The sequence below is a fragment of the Telluribacter sp. genome (genome assembly GCF_035998675.1).
Taxonomy (GTDB): Bacteria; Bacteroidota; Bacteroidia; order Cytophagales; family Spirosomataceae; genus Telluribacter.
The window spans coordinates 267884-286742 of sequence record NZ_DASYHI010000024.1; the positions used below are offsets into that span (position 1 = coordinate 267884).

Here is an 18859-nt window from a genome sequence, read left to right on the forward strand (position 1 = left end):
CTACTTGGCCCATGCTTCAACTCGTTGAGTTCCTTTCCCGGAACCGAAACTTTATTCTATTCGTGTTACTGGAGGCTTTCAGTTTTTGGCTGATTGTCCAGAATAACTCGTATTGGGGAGCTACCTACTTCAATACCTCAAACCATTATGTGGCCCAGGTACTGGCGTTTTCCAATTCAGCCCGTGACTTTGCCAACCTGAAAGATGTAAATGCCCACCTGGCCGAAGAAAACGTACGCCTGAACCAGATGGTCGCCCGGCTTCAGCAACAGCAGCCGACCGACGCTCCCGCCGGCTATCAGCCCGACTCGTTGTTTGCCAGCCGCTTTGCTTTCCGGGTGGCCAAGGTAGTCAATAACGAAACCAACCGGGCCAACAACTACATCACCATTGATAAGGGTACCGCCGAGGGGATCAGACCTGGTATGGGGGTGATTTCGGCAACGGGGGTTGTAGGCAAGGTACGGTTCTGCTCGGAACATTACTCCGTAATCACGTCCATTCTGCATTCGCAGTTTATGGTGTCAACCCGTCTGGTACGAAGCAATGAAATTGGTACTGCCAAGTGGGATGGTAAAAATCCGGAAGTTATTGAGCTGGTGGATGTATCACGTTATATGCCGGTCCAGAAAGGCGACTCGGCTGTTACCTCTAACCTTAACTCGGTATTTCCGCCGGGTATTATGGTAGGTACCGTAAAGAACATTGGGGTCCGGCAGGACCAGACCTTTTACGATATTGACCTTCAGTTAGCTACTGATTTCCGAAATCTGTCCTACGTGTATGTGGTGCAAAACCGCCTGCGTCCTGAGCAGGAACAACTTCAAAAACGCATAGAAGACGAGCGCCGATGAGTTTACGAGAAATAGTACAGTATTCGTTGTGGTTCCTGCTGTACCTGGCCTTACAGATACTGGTCATGCGCAACCTGGTACTCTTTGACTATGCTTTTTGCTTTGTATACATTGCCGGTGTACTGCTACTTCCCGCTGAAACTAACCGGACCGCCCTGCTTCTCATTGGTTTTGTTACGGGCATAGCGGTGGATGTATTCTATAATACACTGGGTATGCACGCCGCCGCGACCTTGCTGGTGGCTTATCTTCGTCCGGCCCTGATCCGGCTGCAGTTCGAGGCCAAGGGAGCCGATCGTACCATAAGTATCCAGGCTTTGGGAATAGGGTCGTACATAACCTTCCTTTTTTCCCTGGTGCTGGTGCACCACAGCGCCTTGTTTCTGATAGAAATGAGCCATTTCGGCATGGTACTTTATACGTTGTTACGGATCGTGGCCAGCAGTATCTTTACTACGGTAGTGATTTTACTTTTTCAGTTTTTCTCCCGGCGCTAAACCGGTGGTCATCTGACAATTTGGCCGCTTTCAAAAGTGCTGGCGCGAAATTTGATGTAGCTACCTGTATTATAGTCCCCAATTCGCGGTAAACCATTTGCCGGGTAATTGGTTAGTTATAAAAAACCCTCTAAATGCAGTCTACGGTAAATCATCGCTGATTTTATCCGTCTTCCGTTCATCAAATATCCGTTGCTGGTGTTCGGGACTGTGCTAAAATTTGTATTTCAGCATACCTATGTCAGTTGCCATGTCAGAAGCACCTATAAAAGAAGGATACTCGGATGATAAACGATATGAAGTTTTCAATCGTGAGTTCATGCCGCATATAGATTCGATGTACAATTTTGCCTTTCGCCTTACTACCGATGAGGACGATGCGAATGACCTGGTGCAAGACACCTACCTGAAGGCCTTTCGTTTTATCACCTCGTTTGAGCAGGGTACTAATGCCAAGGCCTGGTTGTTCCGAATCCTGAAAAACAGCTTTATCAACGACTACCGCAAAAAAAGCAAGGAGCCGTCCAAAGTTGATTACCAGGAGGTAGAAACAACCTACAACTCGGAAGAAGCCGCCGATGCTACCTATACCGTAGATTTGCGGGCCGATGCCGTACAGGATCTGATTGGTGATGAAGTAGCCACTGCGCTTAATTCTCTGCCCGTTGATTTCAGAACAGTTATTATTCTTTGCGATATTGAAGGGTTTACTTACGAGGAAATGGCCAAAATTCTGGACATTCCCATTGGTACGGTACGTTCCCGCCTGCACCGTGCCCGTAACTTATTGAAAGAAAAATTAAAAAATTATGCAGGTTCAATGGGGTATGATGCCTGAGTCATGAAACTTTTTCAGGGACCATTGTGGTTATCAGGGTACAACCATACCACTTGTAATTAATTTTACGATACCGAATTTGTGATGAATGCACCATCTAACAGGCCTTCTGCTGAGGGAGAAAAGCAAGAACAGCCAATGAAGCACCACTGTGAGCATCATGCTGAATGCATCAAAAAGATTCAGGCTATTCTTGATGGCGAAGCTACTGAGAGTGAGAAAGAACATTTCAGGTTAAACATGGATAAGTGCATGCCATGTATCCAGACTTACCACCTTGAAAAATGCATCAAGGAGGCACTGAATAGCAAAGTACTACGTAAGCCTTGCCCCGAGAATCTGATTGCGACTATTAAGACTAAGGTAAATAGTTGATCAGGCAAAGTTGGAAGGAAAACTAATCATATTTTCTGCCCCCTCCGGCTCAGGTAAAACTACGATAGTCAGGCATCTGCTGACCAAATATTCTTCAAAACTTGCTTTTTCTGTATCAGCCTGTACCCGGTCGCGTCGCGACTACGAAGTACACGGACGGGACTACTATTTCCTGTCGGTTCAGGAGTTCAGGAAGCATATCGCGAATCAGGATTTTGCGGAATGGGAGGAAGTGTACGCCGGCAACTACTACGGCACGCTCAAATCTGAGATTGAGCGCCTGTGGAGCGAAGGCAAACACGTACTCTTTGACGTGGACGTTAAAGGGGGACTTAAGCTCAAAGAAGCCTACGGCGATCGGGCCATGGCGATTTTTGTGAAAGTAAGTTCCGAAGACGAAATCCGTCGGCGCCTTAACAGCCGTGGAACCGAAACGGAAGCTACCCTGAACACGCGGCTGGCTAAAGTCCGCTATGAGCTGAGTTTTGAACATGAATTTGACAAGGTACTTGTCAATGACGACCTGGAAGAAACCCTGCGCAAGGCCGAGCAAATCGTACAAGACTTTACCGCTACCCAGACCCCGCCCTTACTATGAAAGTAGGGTTATTTTTTGGTTCCTTCAATCCTATTCACGTTGGCCACCTTATTATTGCTAACACCATGGCTACCGCTACTGACCTGGAACAGGTATGGTTTGTGGTAAGTCCACAGAATCCTTTCAAGAAAACCCGAAGTTTACTGCACGAGTTTGACCGCTTTGATATGGTAGAGCGGGCCATTGCTGACAATGCGCTGCTGAAAGCGACCGATGCCGAATTCCACATGCCCCGGCCCAGCTACACGATTGATACGCTGGTGCGCCTGCAGGAGAAATTCCCCCAGCATACGTTCAGGCTTATCATGGGAGAGGATAATCTGGCGCAGTTTACCAACTGGAAAAACCACGACAGAATACTCGAGTACGTAGGGCTGTACGTTTACCCGCGCCCCCAGGCCACTCCCCACGCTTTTGCTGCGCACCCGGCGGTTCGGTTTGTTCCGGCCCCTTTGCTGGATATTTCGGCAACGTATATCCGTGAGTGTATCCGCCAGGGGCGCTCCATCCGGTACATGGTACCCGAGGTAGTAGAGGAAATGATTATCCGCAAAAAATTTTACGTCTGAGCTTACTCCAGGGGCTGGCTTTGGTAGGTAATCTCGTTGAGGAGCCCAATGGCGTTGAAACGAAGAATTACCTTGGGAGCATACGATTTTTTAGTGATGTCTTCGCAGTGAGTACCTTTATCCAGAAAATAAACGTACATCTTTTGATTACGACCGCCCAGTTGATGGATATCCGGCCGCCCCAGTAACTCACCTACTTCGTTGGCAAACTTCCCGACCAGGGCTTTCTGTTCGGCTTTGAAGTCATCAACCTGAGTGGCGCGGTCTCCTTTGCACCCGCCCCGGTCCTGTCGCCACTTTTCAAGGTCAAGTCGGCCCAGTTTCTCAGGAGCCGACGAACAGGCAAGCAGTAGTACAATAAGAGCGGCAGAAGCTACGGTTGAAAAAAGTCTCATGGTGTTACTGGATAGGTTGGGCCTCAACGGGTGGTGCTTCCTGGTAAATCACCTGCAGGAGCGTTTGTCCGACGGCCTTCAGGGTACTCCGGTCAATGTTGTCCATGTCGTCTTCGGTGGTGTGCCAGTCTTCAAAGAACGTCCGGCTTAGGTTATTAATCCGCAGGTCTATGATATCAATCATGGGGAAGCGGGCGGTTTCGTTCACGGGTACGTGGTCGTCGGTAATGGCCGGTCCGCGCTGCTCAATGAAGTACTGGTTATAGCCAAGCTGGCTGGCGATGCGCCACACCTGGTTAACTATGTCGGCTCCGTATTGCATGGAATACCCTTCCTTGGGAAACGTAGCTCCTTTGGCACCGACCATATCCAGCAATATGCCGAAGTAAGCAGTGTAGTTGGGGACGTGCCGGTTGGCCACCCAGTACTGCGAGCCCAGGCAAAACCCACTGAATTTATCCTGCGCTTTCTGCGAGTTCCCCCAGTCTTCGGCGTCAAAAAATACGATATCTACCCCGATATCCGGCTTCTGGCTGACCTGGCTGAGTACCCGCGCTATTTCCAGCAGTACCCCTACGCCACTGGCCCCGTCGTTGGCGGCCGGTACCGGTCTGGTACGGGTGGTAGAGTCTTCGTCGGCAAAAGGGCGTGAGTCCCAGTGGGCTGCCAGCATAAGCCGCTTGGCGGCCTGTGGGTTGTAGCTCCCGATAATATTGCGGGCGGCGAGTTTTTTGCCATCGTAGGTAGTAGCTGTAAAGGGCTGCTCCGTCACCTGCAGGCCGTACTGCTTGAGGGTAGCTACCAGGTAGTCGCCGGTTTGCTTGTGCGGGGCCGTATTCGGAACGCGGGGCCCGAACTGAACCTGCTTCTCCACGAAAGCATAGGCGGAATCAGCACTGAAAGTGGGAGCCTGCACAAGAGCGTCGGTTGGTTGTCCGGTGGTCTGTTCGGAAGAATCTTTGGTGTTACAACCCAGCGTAAGCCCAACTGTTAGTACCAGCAGCAAACTGGCTGTTTTTTTTAAGTTCATATACATTCTTAGAAAGAAATAGTATCACCTACCCTGATGCCGTAGCGGTCGGTGAACCCTCCGTTTACTTCTACCACAAACTGTGCGCTTTCGTACGAAGGCAGGCCTTGCTCCGAGTAGGGCGTGGTGTTTTTCTGGATAGAAACAACCGTTTTGTTTTCGTTCACATAGATAATATCCAGCGGGATAGCCGTGTTTTTCATCCAGAATGACTGCGGCTCCGACTGCTCAAATATAAACAGCATCCCTACCGAATCGGGCATGTAAGGGCGGTACATCAGTCCCTGGTTTCGTGCCGCCTCATTCTCCGCTATTTCAACGTCAATCCTCTTAATGGGCGTACCGCCTCTCAAAAAAGTCACTTCTCCTTCTTTGGTGTAAACGGGCGCACTACTACCGGTACTGGTACTACCTTCTTCGGTGGTAGCCTCCGTGTTGGCCTTGCGGTCGTTCAGAAAAGGTACTACTACATAGCCGATGCCGACGAGCACAAAAACGGCCAGCAGAATCAGCGCGAATCCAGATTGACGATTACGAGCCATAACTTTTTATTCTTCGTAGGCCCAGTCGATGCGGTGCTTCATGTCACGAATCACCAGGCCCTGATTTTTGAAATAAAGACGAATCTCATCTACTTTTTCGTACTCCTGAGCGGCCTTGTACTCGCGGTACAGGCTAAGCATACCACCCAGCACGGCATCGCCGGCCGTTTTCTCCTCCTGCAGGCCCAGTACATCTTCAAAGAAGAGAACAAATTTTTCTTTTAGCAACTCAAAGGTTTCTCTGCCCAAAGCGGCGGACTTGAGCTGATTGAGGTACAGCATATTGGCGTACTTAACCAGGTTGAACAGCTGCGCAATGGCAACGGCCGTATTAAGATCGTCGTTCATGGCTTCGTAAAAACCCCGCACCGAATTCTCGATATCCGCCTTTTTCTTTTCGTCAATGGCTACGTCCTCTTCCTCCATAAACTCCTGCAGCTTGAGTACCCGGTACCCGTTTACCAGCCGTTTGTAGCCTTTTTGTGCCGCTTTCAGGGCATCGTTTGAAAAGTCGAGGGTACTGCGGTACTGGCTCTGTAGCATAAAGAAGCGTACCGTCATGGGGCTGAACGCCTGGTCCAGCAGCGGGTGGCTTCCCGTAAAGAGCTCGTGTGGCAGGAAGGAGTTGCCCAGCGACTTGGACATTTTCTGACCGTTCACCGTCAGCATATTGGAGTGCATCCAGTAGCGCACGGGGTCTACGCCCGTCAGGCCGGTACCCTGTGCAATCTCGCATTCGTGGTGGGGGAATTTCAGATCCATACCGCCGCCGTGGATATCAAACTGCTTGCCCAGGTACTTAGTACTCATACAGGTACACTCCAGGTGCCAGCCCGGAAAGCCCTTGCCCCAGGGCGAGTTCCACTGCATGATGTGTTCGGGGGAAGCATTTTTCCAGATGGCGAAGTCCAGCGGATTCCGCTTTTCGGCTTGTCCGTCCAGCTCACGGGTTTCGTTCAGGAGGTCGTCCAGTACCCGGCCCGACAGCTTTCCGTAGTTATGCCCGCCTTCGTTGTACTTAATAATATCAAAATAAACCGAACCGTTGGACTCATAGGCCAGGCCCTCCGCTATCAGCTTCTGCACGGCTTCAATCTGCTCAATCAGGTGACCCGTGGCGGTGGGTTCTATACTTGGCGGCAGTAAGTTGAAAGTAGCCGTTACCTGGTGGAAATCGTTGGTATAGCGTTGCACTATTTCCATGGGCTCCACCTTTTCCAGCTTGGCCATCCGGCCTATTTTGTCTTCTCCCTCGTCGCCATCACCTACCAGGTGGCCCACATCCGTAATATTCCGTACATACCGTACTTTATAGCCGATATGGGTCAGGTACCTGAACAACGTGTCGAAGGTCAGGAAGGTACGTACATTGCCCAGGTGTACATTGTTATAAACCGTGGGGCCGCACACGTACATCCCTACGTAGGGGGGAGAAAGAGGTGTAAATATTTCCTTTTGGCGGTTAAGCGTATTATATAGCTTCAGAGGCTGGTCACTCATGCTTATTTCTAACTGGTTCTATTTTGCAAAACTAAGCATTTGTTAAGGATTGACCTCTAAAAATAGTGGCTAACCCAACGTGCTGCCGCCCTATTCGGTGGATTTCGCTATATTCGCAGCTATTATTCTGAAAACGAATCGCTACCGGACCGTCCGTCCGTACCTGTATTAGTAATGCTATGGAAATAGTAGAAGTAGGAAACGATGCTTATTTGCGCTCTGAGTTTCTGCAGCTCCCCGTCCGGATTTACCGCAATAATCCTTACTGGATTCGTCCGCTGGACAAAGATATTGAGGAGGTATTTGACGAAAAGAAAAATAAGCTTTTCAGCGACGGCGAGTGCATACGCTGGCTGGCGCTGGACGGAACCGGGCAGACTATAGGGCGCATAGCGGCTTTTTATAATCAGAAGCTGGCCGAAAAAGGCAACGACCAGCCCACGGGGGGAATGGGTTTTTTTGAGTGTGTCAATAACCAGGACGTGGCCTTTCTGCTGTTCAATACCTGCCGCGACTGGCTGGAAGCCCGTGGTATGGAAGCCATGGACGGCCCCATCAACTTCGGCGACCGCGACCGCCACTGGGGCTTACTCATAGATGGCTACGAAAAAGAACCTACCTACGGTATGGGGTACCACATGCCCTACTACCGCCCTTATTTTGACGCGTACGGTTTTCAGACGTACTTTGAGCAGTATACCTACTATTTACCCATGGAAGAAAAGCGGGTGCGCCCGCTGCTGCACCCGGCGGTATTTGCCCGGGCCGAAAAAATATTCAATACTCCCGGCTATGAGTTCACACACGTAAAGAAAGAGACCCTGGACAAGTTTGCCGAAGACTTCCGGACCATTTATAACAAAGCCTGGGCGAGCCACCTGGGGGTAGCGGATATGACCTCTGATAAGGCAAAAGCGCTCATGAACCGCATGAAGCCCATCCTGGATGAAGAGCTGATGTGGTTTGGCTACTACGAAGGACAACCCGTGGCTTTCTTTATCATGCTTCCCGAACTCAATCAGATTTTTAAGTATGTCAACGGAAAGCTGGACTGGATCGGCAAGCTGAAGTTTCTTTACCATAAGTTAATGAAGACCAACAACAAGGCCTTTGGGGTGATTTTTGGGGTAACCCCCGAATTCCAGAAAAAGGGTATCGAGTCGGCCATAGCTCTGGCTTACTCTAAAATAGCCTGGGCCACCAACTACCAGTACAAACACCTGGAGCTAAACTGGATTGGAGATTTTAACCCCAAAATGATGAACTTCGCCAAGATGCTCGGGGGCGTTCCTCACAAGACCCATATTACCTACCGCTACCTTTTTGACCGCACCAAAGAGTTTAAGCGCCATCCGATTATATAATGACTACATCAACTACTTTAGCTACTTTTTAATTTTAACAATACAAAATGAGTCTTCTTACCATAGGATCTGTAGCGTTTGACGCCCTTGAAACACCATTTGGAAAAACCGACAAGATTATCGGAGGTGCTGCTACATACATTACCTTAGCTGCCTCTTACTTTACCCAGAAAAATAACCTGGTCGCCGTAGTAGGGGGCGATTTCCCCCAGGACATGATAAACCTGCTGCAGACCCACGGGGTCAATACGGACGGGCTACAGATAAAGCAGGATGAAAAGACGTTCTTCTGGTCGGGTAAGTACCATACCGACATGAATACCCGCGACACCATGGATATTCAGCTGAACGTAATGGAACACTTTGATCCGGTCATTCCGGAAGCTTACCAGAACTGTGAGTACCTGATGCTGGGAAATACCGCCCCGGCTATTCAGCGCATGGTGATAGAGCGCCTGCACAAGCGTCCCAAGCTCATCATGCTGGATACCATGAACTTCTGGATGGATGTAGCCTGGGATGACCTCATTCAGGTACTGGGTATGGTCGATGTCCTGACCATCAACGATGAGGAAGCCCGCCTGCTGTCCAAGGAGTACTCCCTGCGCAAAGCCGCCGCCAAAATCATGAAAATGGGCCCCAAAACGCTGATCATCAAGAAAGGCGAGCACGGCGCGTTACTTTTCCAGGGCGATCGGATTTTCTTTGCGCCGGCTCTGCCGCTGGAAGAAGTATTTGACCCGACCGGAGCGGGCGACACCTTTGCCGGTGGATTTATCGGGTACCTGGCTAGCACCGACGATACTTCTTTTGAAAATATGAAGCGGGCCATTATTTACGGGTCCGCCATGGCGTCGTTCTGCGTGGAGAAATTCGGTACCGAGCGTATCGTTAACCTAACCGAGCAGGATGTCAATAACCGTGTGCTTGAGTTTGTAAAGCTGGCCAGCTTTGAGATTCACTAAGATTATCTTACTCAACTATACTAGCCCGTAACTAAGTACCCGGCCGGGAGGCACACGACCAGCGGAAGAACTTTACGCCAAACTGTGCAGGAGGAGGTAGAAGAAGTACTAGGGAGGCTTTGTGAGAGGGATGGCTTTTCGTCCTGTGTCCGTTACAAAGCTTCTCCTAAATCTACCTTACTATGAAGAAATGGCTTCTTCTGGCCGGATTTTTCCTGCCTGCGTTCCTGCTTTATGCCCAGGCTCCTGTCGAAAATTACCCCGAAGACCCCGCCTCGGTGGAACAGGCCGGGGTACCTAAGGGCGAAGTACTTAAATTTTCCTTCGAAGACTCTAAAATATTCCCCGGTACCTGGCGGGAATACTGGGTGTACGTACCGGCCCAGTACCGCCCCGACCAACCCGCCTGCGTGTACGTGAATCAGGACGGTATCCAGTGGAAAGCCCCGACGGTATTTGACAACCTCATTCACCGCCGCGAAATGCCCGTTACCATCGGCGTATTCGTGACGCCAGGACGGGTGCGGGCAACCCGGACCGATGCCGCCCTCGACCGCTATAACCGTAGTTTTGAGTACGACGGCCTCGGCGACGCCTACGCGCGTTTTATTCTGGAAGAAATCCTGCCCGAGGTTGAAAAGCAGAAAACCAGCGACGGCCGCGCCATCCGCCTCTCCAAAAACGGCAACGACCGGGCCATTGGCGGGTCCAGCAGTGGGGCCGTGTGCGCCTTCACCGCCGCCTGGGAGCGTCCCGACGCTTTTACGCGGGTATTCAGCGCCATAGGTACCTACGTGGGCCTGCGCGGCGCCGACCGCTATACCACGCTGCTCCGTAAGTACGAGCCCAAGCCCATCCGGGTCTTTTTGCAGGATGGTACCAATGACCTCAATATTTACGCGGGCGACTGGTGGAAAGCCAATGAGAGCATGGAGCGCTCGCTCAGGTTTGCGGGCTACGATGTAAAACATACCTGGGGCGAAGGCGGGCACAGCAACAAACACGGCATGGCCGTATTTCCCGAAGCCATGCGGTGGCTCTGGCGGGACTACCCCGCATCCATCACAGCGGGCGTTTCCAAAAACCAGTTCCTGAGCGATATTTTGCCGGACAAGGAAGGCTGGGAGCTGGTGGGCGAGGGCTATGCCTTTACCGAAGGTACCGCGGTCAACGCGGCGGGAGAAGTATTTTATCAGGATATTCCTAATTCCAAAACCTACAAGGTGGGGCTGGATGGTAAGCTAACTACCCTACCGCTGAATTCCAAAAGAGGCAGCGGTACCGCCTTCGGGCCCGATGGCCAGCGGTACGTAGTAGCGGGTGGAACGAAACAAATCCTGAGCTACGATGCGAAGGGGAAGGAAAGGGTAGTAGCGGACAGTCTGCCGGGTAATGACGTGGTGGTGTCTCATCAGGGCAATATTTACGTGACCTCCCCCGACGGCAGGGAGCGCCCCGGTAAGCTGTACCTGATCCGCCCGAACGGGGTGAGGGTAATTGTGGACGAAGGCCTTAAGTACCCCAATGGAGTCGCGCTTTCGCCGGACCAGACGCAGCTGTACGTCACCGAATCAACCTCGCACTGGGTGTGGGTGTACCGGGTGCAGCCCGACGGTACCCTGGCTCACAAGCAGCGCTACGGCTGGCTGCACGTGCGGGACACCGACGAAAACGCCTGGTCGGACGGCCTTAAATGCGACCGCGACGGGCGCGTGTACGTAACAACGCTGACGGGCGTGCAGATCATGGATCAGCTGGGGCGGGTGAATGCCATCCTGCCGGTACCTGTTACCAAAGGCCAGGTGTCGAACCTGTGCCTGGGCGGGCCCAACTTCGACACGCTGTACATCAGCTGCGTGGACAAAGTGTACCGCCGCAAGCTGAACGTACGCGGCGCCAACGGCTTCGAAAGCCCCAACAAACCCGCTACGCCGAAGCTTTGAGGCCCGCCAGTCCGCTGGTTGTGCCATTGCCGCTGTTATCACCAGCGCGGGGGACACGGTGAGTAAATATTTTGGTACCTTTGGTTTTTTGTTGAATAATTCATGCTCCCAATGAAACAGACTTTCTTCCTGCTGTGCCTCCTCGTCGCCAGCTATACAGCCACGCTCCTACCCGCCCAGGCGCAGAAGACCCGCAGCCTTTTTAACGGCAAAGACCTGACCGGCTGGCATGCCGACGTACCCGAGATGGATAAGAACCCCCAGGCCCGGATGCCGTTCATTGTCCGGGACGGAATGCTGGTGAGCCTGGGTACCCCCGGCGGCCACCTGATTACCGACGCCTCCTACCAGAATTTCCGCTTCGAGCTGGAGTACCGTTTTGCGGGTAAGCCCGGCAACTGCGGCGCGTTGGTGTTTGTGTCCACACCGCGGGCGCTGTACGATATGTTTCCGAAGTCCGTCGAGGTACAGATGATGCACACCAACGCCGGCGACTTCTGGTGTATTCAGGAAGATATTGTGGTACCTGATATGGAAAAGCGCCGCGGTCCGCGCGAGAAGTGGGGTGTCAATGGTGACAAGCTCCGCCGCATCCCCAACCTGACCGACGGCTCCGAAAAGCCCGTGGGCGAGTGGAACAAGATGACCATCGAGTGCCTGGGCAACTCCATTAAGGTGTGGGTCAACGGCGACTTCGTCAACTACGGCTACGACGCCACCGCCAGCCAGGGACAAATAGCCCTGCAGGCCGAAGGCTCGGAGGTAGAGTTCCGGAAAGTACAGCTCACGCCCATTAAGAAGCTGAGCGAGTAGGAGACTTACGGAAAAGTAACCAAAGTACGGGAAGGAATTTAGGGTACCTCGCAGCCCTTCTGTTCCAGGGTGTACGACAGAGAAGCTATGCGCCAGCCCTCGCTGGTTTTGATCAGCGTAAATACATCTACCCCGCAGTGCGAAAAGACGTCATTGACCCACAAATCGTACGGAGCCCATACCACGGCCATGCGCCCCTGTACCTGTACCTCCACGCCGGTAGCTTTCATCCGCTCCTTGATCACGGTGCCGGGCCGGAATTTATCCGTAAAAGGTGAGCGGCTGGCCAGGATAGGTTGCCCTTCTTTTTCCCTAACGGTATATACCATAGCATCGGGCAGAAACAGCTTCCGAAATGCCGTAGTATCGCTTTTCTCCATCGCGGCAAAGAGATCGTGCGCTACCTGCAGCGCTTCTTTTCTGGCGTCCTGGGCGTAGGCGGAGCCAGATAAAGACAGCCCGTACAGAAAAGTTAAAATCAGCAACCGAAGCAGAGGTTTCATAGCTTGTAAAGAATTAGGTAGGTACCTTGTTACAGGTCTGTTTGGGTACTTGCTGCTTGCTATACCAGGTGATGTTCAACACTAGTCTATGCAGTATAAAACGGAGCCACCAGGCACAGGTTCATAGGTACTTCATTTTTCCACCAGCGCCAGCCACGCTTTTACGACGGTCTGCAGGTCTTTTTCCTGCTTCTTTACCTCGTCCATATGGGTAAATTTTGCCGTTTTCCGGCCGTCGGGAAAGGTACCTTCCAGTATGCCGCTTGGGTCATTCACCTTTGCGCCGGTCGGGAATACCAGCAGTACCGCGTCCTTTTTGTGCAGGTTAAATACCACCAGGTCCCGCTTGTATTCTTTAGGGTCAAAGGCTTTCATCGGGCCGGTATAGTAAAAAGCGGGTGAGTTCCACTTGATGTGCTCGCCAATGGTGGGGTCTGCCGCCAGGATAACTTTTCGTAGCGCTTCGGCTACCTCGGCCAGCGGGTGGTCCAGCTGCTGGAAGTACTTAAGTACCTGCGCTTCGGTGGTAGGTTTGCCGGTCTTTGCCATACTTACCTTTCCTGCGGCTTTGGAGCGGCCTTCTTTTGGGAGGCTTTCTCCTGATTCTCTTGAAGCCTGAACTTTATAACGTCCGTAATCAGGTCCACCGGCAGGGGCTGGTTGAGAGGAAACTGCGCGGTACCTTTGCTGCCTTTGTACTCCATAAGCACCTGTTCGAAGGCTTTGTGCTGGCGGGGCACCGGGTACAGGCTTACGTGCTTCTTGTAGCCGGCGAAGTATATAAATTGTCGGCCGTTGAGGTAGTAGGCGGGTATGCCGTAGCTGATGCTTTCCGTGGCGTCAGGGGCTGCCTGTCTGATAAGCGCCCGAATCTGTTCCAGGAGCGTTTGAACCTCTTCCGGGAAACCTCCTATGTACTGGTCTACATCGGCTGTTGCTGTGTTCATCGGGTTTGAGAGGTAATAGTGTTTCTGCCGTAGCTGGTGATATTACCGGCTACCAAGGTAATCATTATTTCTCTCCAAAATACTCGTTGATTTTATCCGTGATTTCCTGTTTGTCGGGCAGTAAGTCCTGGTACTGCCGGGGTAGTTTTGCGGTGGTGGTGTAGGTGGCTACACCAATGGGCATAGTACTTGTTTTGAGTGAGTACTCCACAACGGTCCGGTCTTTCTCTTTGCAGATAATTATCCCGATGGCATCGTTTTCGTGCGGCAATTTTACTTTATCGTTCAGGACCGACAGGTAAAACTCCATTTTTCCCTTGTACTCCGGCATAAACTCCCCTATTTTCAGTTCAATCGCTACCAGACATTGCAATTGGCGGTGGTAAAGCAACAGGTCAATAAAGTACTCCCTGCTCCCGGCCTGAATCTTAAACTGATTGCCCACAAAGGTAAACTGATGCCCTATTTCCAGTGAAAAATTCCGGATGTTCTGTACCAAAGCACCTTCTAACTGACTTGTGGAATGCTCCCCGGCCAGATCTAGAAAATCAAAGGTATATTCGTCTTTGACTGCCAGATGGGCCTGATTCTTTATAGCATCGGGTAGCGTTTTTTCAAAATTGGTCTGGTTAAGCAGATATTTTTCGTACGCTTTATTTTCGATTTGGTGGATGAGAACATTTTTCGTCCAGCCAAATTTCCGCGTTGCCCTGATATAAAACTCCCGCTCCAGGTTGTCTTTGCACTTTTTCAAAATACTTATGTGCTTACTCCAGCTTATTTCTCGTACCAATGGTACGAGATTTATAACACCTTGATATTCAGAGTAAAACTGAGCCATTAACCATAGATTCCCTTCCGAAAAGCCGCCTACACCCGGAAATTCTTTTTGAAGCTCGCGGGATAGAGTAGGTACCAGGGTTTTGCCCCAGCTTTCGGCCTGCCTGTCGGCGATAGACCGGCCTATTTCCCAGTACAGGTTAATCAACTGCACGTTTACCGCCTGCAAGGCCTCGTACTGCGCCTGCCGAACTTTTGCTTTGATTTCGGCGATAAATGAATGTTGTAAAGCGGACAGCTCCATGAAAATTACAAGGTTTCTGAATTTCTCTTTATGAAATCAGCCATCAGATCCCGGTAGATGCTCTCCGGTGCGTAAGAAAGGTTCTTCCACAGCTCTCCGTGGTTGAGCCGGTGTACATGCACAACCTCCAGCGCGGAGTAGTTAGCTTCCCGCAGCTTGTCTTCAAATAACCGCGTGTACTTAAAGGTATTAGTCTCCGAAACGAGCAGCATGGGGGTAGCCAGGCCGTCGATATAACTGGAGGGGGAGCCCAGTTCAAACTCTTTGGGGGTTAATCCAAACACGCTGCCTATATGATTGTCCGCAAAGGCCAGTCCGTTGCCGCTGGTCAGTACCTGGTGGTAATGCCCGATGTCGTAAGTACCTGCCATGGGGATAACGCCCCTGATCAAGCTTTTGGACAAGCCCTCGCTGGCCAGATACTGCCCATCCATTACGATCAGGGCCGCCAGGTGCCCACCCGACGAGTACCCTCCCACAAATATATTGCGGTCGGAGTAGCCGTAGGTGGCGGCATTGGCGTGCAGGTACTTAATGGCCCGGGCAATGTCTTTGATGTGTTCAGGATGCTTGATGCCGGTGTTCAGGGCCGGGTCCTTCCAGGTGGCGGCGCTGAGCCGGTGACTGACCGAAGCCACCGCAAAGCCTTTCGCGGCCATCTTTCGGGCTACATCCATCTCCATGTTCCGATTAACGTACGACCAGGCTCCGCCCCCAATCCAGATCAGCAGCGGCGGCTTCGTTACGTTTTTGGGTAGTATCAGGTTTAGTTTATGGTTGGCCGTGTCCTGGTCGGCACCCTGGTAGTAGGGTATAGCGCTGATTTCGGTATAGGCTGTTCCGGAGTTAGCTGTCTGGGCATACATCGGGTACCCCCACCACATAAGTAATGCTACAAGTACAGGTTTCATTTGGTTGATGGTTAGTTATTAAAAAGAGTACTCGTTTTATGCCTTTGCTGGTGATATTACCAGTGAATGAGGTATTTACGAATAAGTGGCTGGTGAGCAACAGCAGTTGCGACAGAAAAAGCTTTGTATAGCGAATTTACACTTTCTTTACTCATTGTAAAGCAGCCTAGACTTGCTACTTCCATTTACATACCCAGAGAGCTGATTCTTTATTTCTAAGCAAACACTATTCGTTAGTAAAGAAGGCAACGTTCAACCTTAAACCTGGGTAGACGTTTCTGAATAGCCCATTCCAGTATAGTTCGGGCTCAATGTTAATACGCCTGGCGACATTGACTCTACTGGCCAGGCGCCAAGTATTCTTTGTAAAGTAATCTCCATTTCTATTAACTAAGTAGCCTAACGTCAAAGCACCTCTTTCGGGAGGAGCCGGATTATAATTGGTCTTACTAGTTCTGGGATAAGGATGGAAAAGTACTAAGCCGACATTAAGAAAAGAATTCCGTATAATGCGTGTGGGTGCGTTATCCTCGTTCCTAAAAAAGAAATATTCATCCCAGCCAACCCTAAGCCCAGTACGTTTTAACTCTGGTAAAACAGTTATTTCACCAGAAAGGCTAGTATACCACTGATTGCGTGCCAAGCCAGCTCCCATTCCTAGCTTTATAACTTTACTAGGCATAGATGAATACCCTCGGGCCGTAACTGGAAAAGTAGATGTAGAGTCCAAAGAAACAAAGCTCATATAACGAGGTTCCAGTACCTTCTTTCTGGGATGCGCCGCCGCCAGGGCATTAGCCTGTTGAATATAATTATTGATGTTTTGATAGTGGTCTATCTCTTCAAAGCGGTTCAAAATAAAGTAGTAGCGAATATTCTGAGGTAACTGCAGCGTATTAGCAGAGCTAATCTGCTTTTCGATGATAAGAGTATCAGGTCCCGAATAGGCTGGTATGACTAAATCCTGTTCTACCCTGAAATCTAAGCTTTGACCCGGATAAGGAACAGGCTTAAAAGAACGCTGACCATTCTTATCTAAAACATATAGTAGTTTATGGTATTCTTCAGGTGAAGAATTAGCCGCTTTGAAAATGGCCCAGTCTTTTTTGAACAGCTGTACCAGCGAATCAATATCCGCCTGCGCATTTAACTCCTGCCAATGATTGAAGGCAATGAATAAGCTGTTAGTATCAGATAGGGGAACATATATTTGATTACGACGCCGGAGAGAATTTTCTTCATAAATACGTCTTTGTGAAAAAGACTCTGTTGAAATAATTAGTAACAGGCCAATAATCAGAAGTTTCATAGGGAGTATCAACAGATTTTTGTAAGGGTAGAAAGTGGTAAATCTACGGTCCTACCGATTCAGGTATAGACCAGCTAGATGATGATAGCTTATGATACTACTTGACACATCAATCTATCTGGTACTCTTCCAGATAATGAGACCTGTGCATGACTGAATGGGATTTGAAAAATGTAATCAATAGGGTATTTCTACAAAGATTGGTAATACAACCTTATATACTGTTAATAAGCACGTTAAAAAATGTTAACGCCCTTTCACAGGGATTAGAGCATCTTTTGGATAATTTCTAAACTATGGCTATTAAGCCCTTTGCCAATGTTATTACCGGCGAATGAAGTACTTTCGGATAAGTGGCTGGTGAGCAACAGCAGTAGTTTTATCCCTTCTCTATTACCTCCGTAATCTGCTCGTGTAGTTCAGGTATTTTGTTCTTCACTACGTCCCAAACTAGCAGGTAGTTGACGCCCATATAGTCGTGAATAAGTCTGTCGCGCATACCAGCCATGCTTCTCCATTGTATAGATGACCGTTCTGCTTTAAAATCAGCAGGTACCTTCTTGGTGGCTTCGCCAATAATTTCTAGGCTCCTGACGATAGCTCTTTTTAAGGTTTCATCTTGCAGAAATGCCTCCACTGTTACCTCCTCACCGGTTACAGACAAGATGTACTTACACTCATCTCTGATATGTTTCAGGTACTCAATGGCTTCCTTAGACATATACTACCTCCTTTAGTATTCTTGGGCCAATGTGGGGACTTAAGCCATTTTTTGTTACGACTTCCACTTTCTGGTCCTGGAATAGCTCCTCAAATAGGTCACATACCTGCATAAAGTTATCAAACTTCTCCTGCCCGGGTTCAAAGTCCAGGAGTAGATCAATGTCGCTGCTGGATGACTGCTCATTTCGAACGTACGAACCAAATAAACCTACCTGCTTAACGCCCAGTTTTTCAAGTTGTGGCTTGTTCGATTTTATGGTGGCTAGTATATATTCTCTGGTTGTCATATAAGGGACGTCTGTATTCAAATATACAAGTCCTTAGATTACCCTTTGTAGGTTCGCCTTTTCCGATGTTCTCACCGGCGAATCAGGTACTTGTTGAGAAGTTGCTGGTGAGAGAAGCACCAACCACGGCTTATAAAAACAGTACTCTCTACTATCTTGTCAGGTAGATCTTAGGCGCTGGGCTTTATTTTGGCCTTCATTTTCTTTTCATTGAAATAGTCTATAATTTCTTCCTTAGTCATCTTTGATAACTTCTTACTTAATTCTTCTCTTTGTTGACGCATATATTTTACAGCGTCAAATTGTTTTTCAGTTGTCGTCTTCATAGTTTACAAAATCTCTGGGTGAACGGATTTCTAGGAGTCTATACCCGTTTTTAATATTAATGGCATTATATCCGCGGATTCTCTGGACGTTCACGATATGTTTGAAGTTCCAGCTTAGCAAGTAGTCAGCTCTATTAATTGTTGCAAGCGCAATATGTAAACAGTCGGCGTAGCTTGTAGGTCCAACTACTTTTTCGATCAAATATTCGTTGGCTAAATCAACCGCTTCTTTATTAATTTCTAAAAGCTCTGTATAGTCAGACTTTATGTCTATTACCAACTTCTGAACGTTTTGGGGTGCATTTTCAAGTTCCTCCTGGGTTACCATCGAAAAAAGCAAAATGAATTCCCCATTATTCAGTCTTTCAAATAGTGGAATGGTAAATTCAGCAAATTCAACATCAAAATATCCGCCAAACACGGAGGTATCAATATATAACCTTTGTGTCATTTTTTTTAAGTTGCAAATAGTAGCTTTTGCATTTT

At 49.6% G+C, this 18859-nt stretch carries 23 protein-coding genes; 9 read left to right on the forward strand and 14 right to left on the reverse strand.

Translation table 11 applies throughout. The features are described from left to right. Positions 1-11 precede the first annotated feature (11 nt). The 5 genes from mreC to nadD all read left to right on the forward strand — a co-directional run bounded on the left by mreC (position 12) and on the right by nadD (position 3731). The gene (gene mreC, locus VGN67_RS22790; RefSeq protein ID WP_327489531.1) at positions 12-854 is read left to right on the forward strand and encodes a rod shape-determining protein MreC; all 843 of its coding nucleotides are present in this window, start codon (positions 12-14) and stop codon (positions 852-854) included. After that, on the forward strand, positions 851-1351 hold the full coding sequence (locus VGN67_RS22795; RefSeq protein ID WP_327489533.1) for a hypothetical protein: 501 nt from the start codon (positions 851-853) through the stop codon (positions 1349-1351). The genes mreC and VGN67_RS22795 overlap by 4 nt, the downstream gene beginning before the upstream one ends. Before the next feature lie 250 nt (positions 1352-1601). Then, positions 1602-2189, forward strand: a complete 588-nt coding sequence (locus VGN67_RS22800) for a sigma-70 family RNA polymerase sigma factor (RefSeq protein WP_327489535.1) — start codon at positions 1602-1604, stop codon at positions 2187-2189. A gap of 385 nt (positions 2190-2574) precedes the next feature. Then, on the forward strand, positions 2575-3162 hold the full coding sequence (gene gmk, locus VGN67_RS22805; protein WP_327489537.1) for a guanylate kinase: 588 nt from the start codon (positions 2575-2577) through the stop codon (positions 3160-3162). Continuing rightward, complete coding sequence (nadD, locus tag VGN67_RS22810) at positions 3159-3731, forward strand: nicotinate (nicotinamide) nucleotide adenylyltransferase (protein WP_327489539.1); 573 nt, start codon at positions 3159-3161, stop codon at positions 3729-3731. The genes gmk and nadD overlap by 4 nt, the downstream gene beginning before the upstream one ends. 2 nt (positions 3732-3733) lie before the next feature. On the opposite strand, the gene VGN67_RS22815 is transcribed toward nadD, so the two are convergent. The 4 genes from VGN67_RS22815 to cysS are packed head-to-tail and all read right to left on the reverse strand — an operon-like array spanning position 3734 to position 7198. Next, positions 3734-4126, reverse strand: coding sequence for a hypothetical protein (locus VGN67_RS22815; RefSeq protein ID WP_327489541.1), 393 nt, complete (start codon positions 4124-4126; stop codon positions 3734-3736). Positions 4127-4130: 4 nt separating this feature from the next. Further along, entirely contained in the window at positions 4131-5162 is a 1032-nt protein-coding gene (locus tag VGN67_RS22820) for a M28 family peptidase (protein WP_414717360.1), read from the reverse strand. A gap of 2 nt (positions 5163-5164) precedes the next feature. Next, complete coding sequence (locus VGN67_RS22825) at positions 5165-5698, reverse strand: DUF192 domain-containing protein (RefSeq protein ID WP_327489545.1); 534 nt, start codon at positions 5696-5698, stop codon at positions 5165-5167. Between the two features lie 6 nt (positions 5699-5704). Next, complete coding sequence (cysS, locus tag VGN67_RS22830) at positions 5705-7198, reverse strand: cysteine--tRNA ligase (RefSeq protein WP_327489547.1); 1494 nt, start codon at positions 7196-7198, stop codon at positions 5705-5707. Between the two features lie 179 nt (positions 7199-7377). Between cysS and VGN67_RS22835 the strand changes: the two genes are divergently transcribed. From VGN67_RS22835 to VGN67_RS22850, 4 genes are all read left to right on the forward strand, one after another. Then, a complete protein-coding gene (locus VGN67_RS22835; RefSeq protein ID WP_327489549.1) occupies positions 7378-8562 on the forward strand; it encodes a hypothetical protein in 1185 nt (394 codons plus the stop codon). A 47-nt stretch (positions 8563-8609) separates the two neighbouring features. Next, positions 8610-9527 (forward strand): PfkB family carbohydrate kinase, encoded by a 918-nt coding sequence (locus VGN67_RS22840; protein ID WP_327489551.1) that lies wholly within the window; start codon positions 8610-8612, stop codon positions 9525-9527. Positions 9528-9709: 182 nt separating this feature from the next. Continuing rightward, complete coding sequence (locus VGN67_RS22845) at positions 9710-11470, forward strand: SMP-30/gluconolactonase/LRE family protein (protein WP_327489553.1); 1761 nt, start codon at positions 9710-9712, stop codon at positions 11468-11470. A 111-nt stretch (positions 11471-11581) separates the two neighbouring features. Further along, entirely contained in the window at positions 11582-12283 is a 702-nt protein-coding gene (locus VGN67_RS22850; RefSeq protein WP_327489555.1) for a DUF1080 domain-containing protein, read from the forward strand. 38 nt (positions 12284-12321) lie between these two features. Here VGN67_RS22850 and VGN67_RS22855 read toward each other — a convergent pair whose 3' ends face one another. The 10 genes from VGN67_RS22855 to VGN67_RS22900 form a co-directional block, all read right to left on the reverse strand. Beyond that, positions 12322-12786, reverse strand: coding sequence for a nuclear transport factor 2 family protein (locus tag VGN67_RS22855; RefSeq protein WP_327489557.1), 465 nt, complete (start codon positions 12784-12786; stop codon positions 12322-12324). Positions 12787-12918: 132 nt separating this feature from the next. Continuing rightward, the gene (locus tag VGN67_RS22860; protein WP_327489559.1) at positions 12919-13335 is read right to left on the reverse strand and encodes a DUF1801 domain-containing protein; all 417 of its coding nucleotides are present in this window, start codon (positions 13333-13335) and stop codon (positions 12919-12921) included. Between the two features lie 2 nt (positions 13336-13337). Then, a complete protein-coding gene (locus VGN67_RS22865) occupies positions 13338-13733 on the reverse strand; it encodes an iron chaperone (protein WP_327489561.1) in 396 nt (131 codons plus the stop codon). 64 nt (positions 13734-13797) lie between these two features. After that, positions 13798-14817 carry a PDDEXK nuclease domain-containing protein gene (locus tag VGN67_RS22870; protein WP_327489563.1) on the reverse strand — a complete coding sequence of 340 codons (1020 nt, stop codon included), beginning with the start codon at positions 14815-14817 and terminating at the stop codon, positions 13798-13800. 5 nt (positions 14818-14822) lie between these two features. Then, entirely contained in the window at positions 14823-15728 is a 906-nt protein-coding gene (locus VGN67_RS22875) for an alpha/beta hydrolase (protein WP_327489565.1), read from the reverse strand. A gap of 226 nt (positions 15729-15954) precedes the next feature. Continuing rightward, positions 15955-17037: a hypothetical protein gene (locus VGN67_RS22880; RefSeq protein WP_327489566.1), complete on the reverse strand. Its 1083-nt coding sequence runs from the start codon at positions 17035-17037 to the stop codon at positions 15955-15957. 379 nt (positions 17038-17416) lie between these two features. Then, entirely contained in the window at positions 17417-17758 is a 342-nt protein-coding gene (locus VGN67_RS22885; protein ID WP_327489568.1) for a DUF86 domain-containing protein, read from the reverse strand. Beyond that, positions 17751-18047 (reverse strand): nucleotidyltransferase family protein, encoded by a 297-nt coding sequence (locus VGN67_RS22890; protein ID WP_327489570.1) that lies wholly within the window; start codon positions 18045-18047, stop codon positions 17751-17753. The genes VGN67_RS22885 and VGN67_RS22890 overlap by 8 nt, the downstream gene beginning before the upstream one ends. 170 nt (positions 18048-18217) lie before the next feature. Then, entirely contained in the window at positions 18218-18373 is a 156-nt protein-coding gene (locus VGN67_RS22895) for a hypothetical protein (RefSeq protein WP_327489572.1), read from the reverse strand. Beyond that, on the reverse strand, positions 18357-18824 hold the full coding sequence (locus VGN67_RS22900) for a type II toxin-antitoxin system VapC family toxin (protein ID WP_327489574.1): 468 nt from the start codon (positions 18822-18824) through the stop codon (positions 18357-18359). Before VGN67_RS22900 ends, VGN67_RS22895 begins: the two co-directional genes overlap by 17 nt. Between the last annotated feature and the right edge of the window lie 35 nt (positions 18825-18859).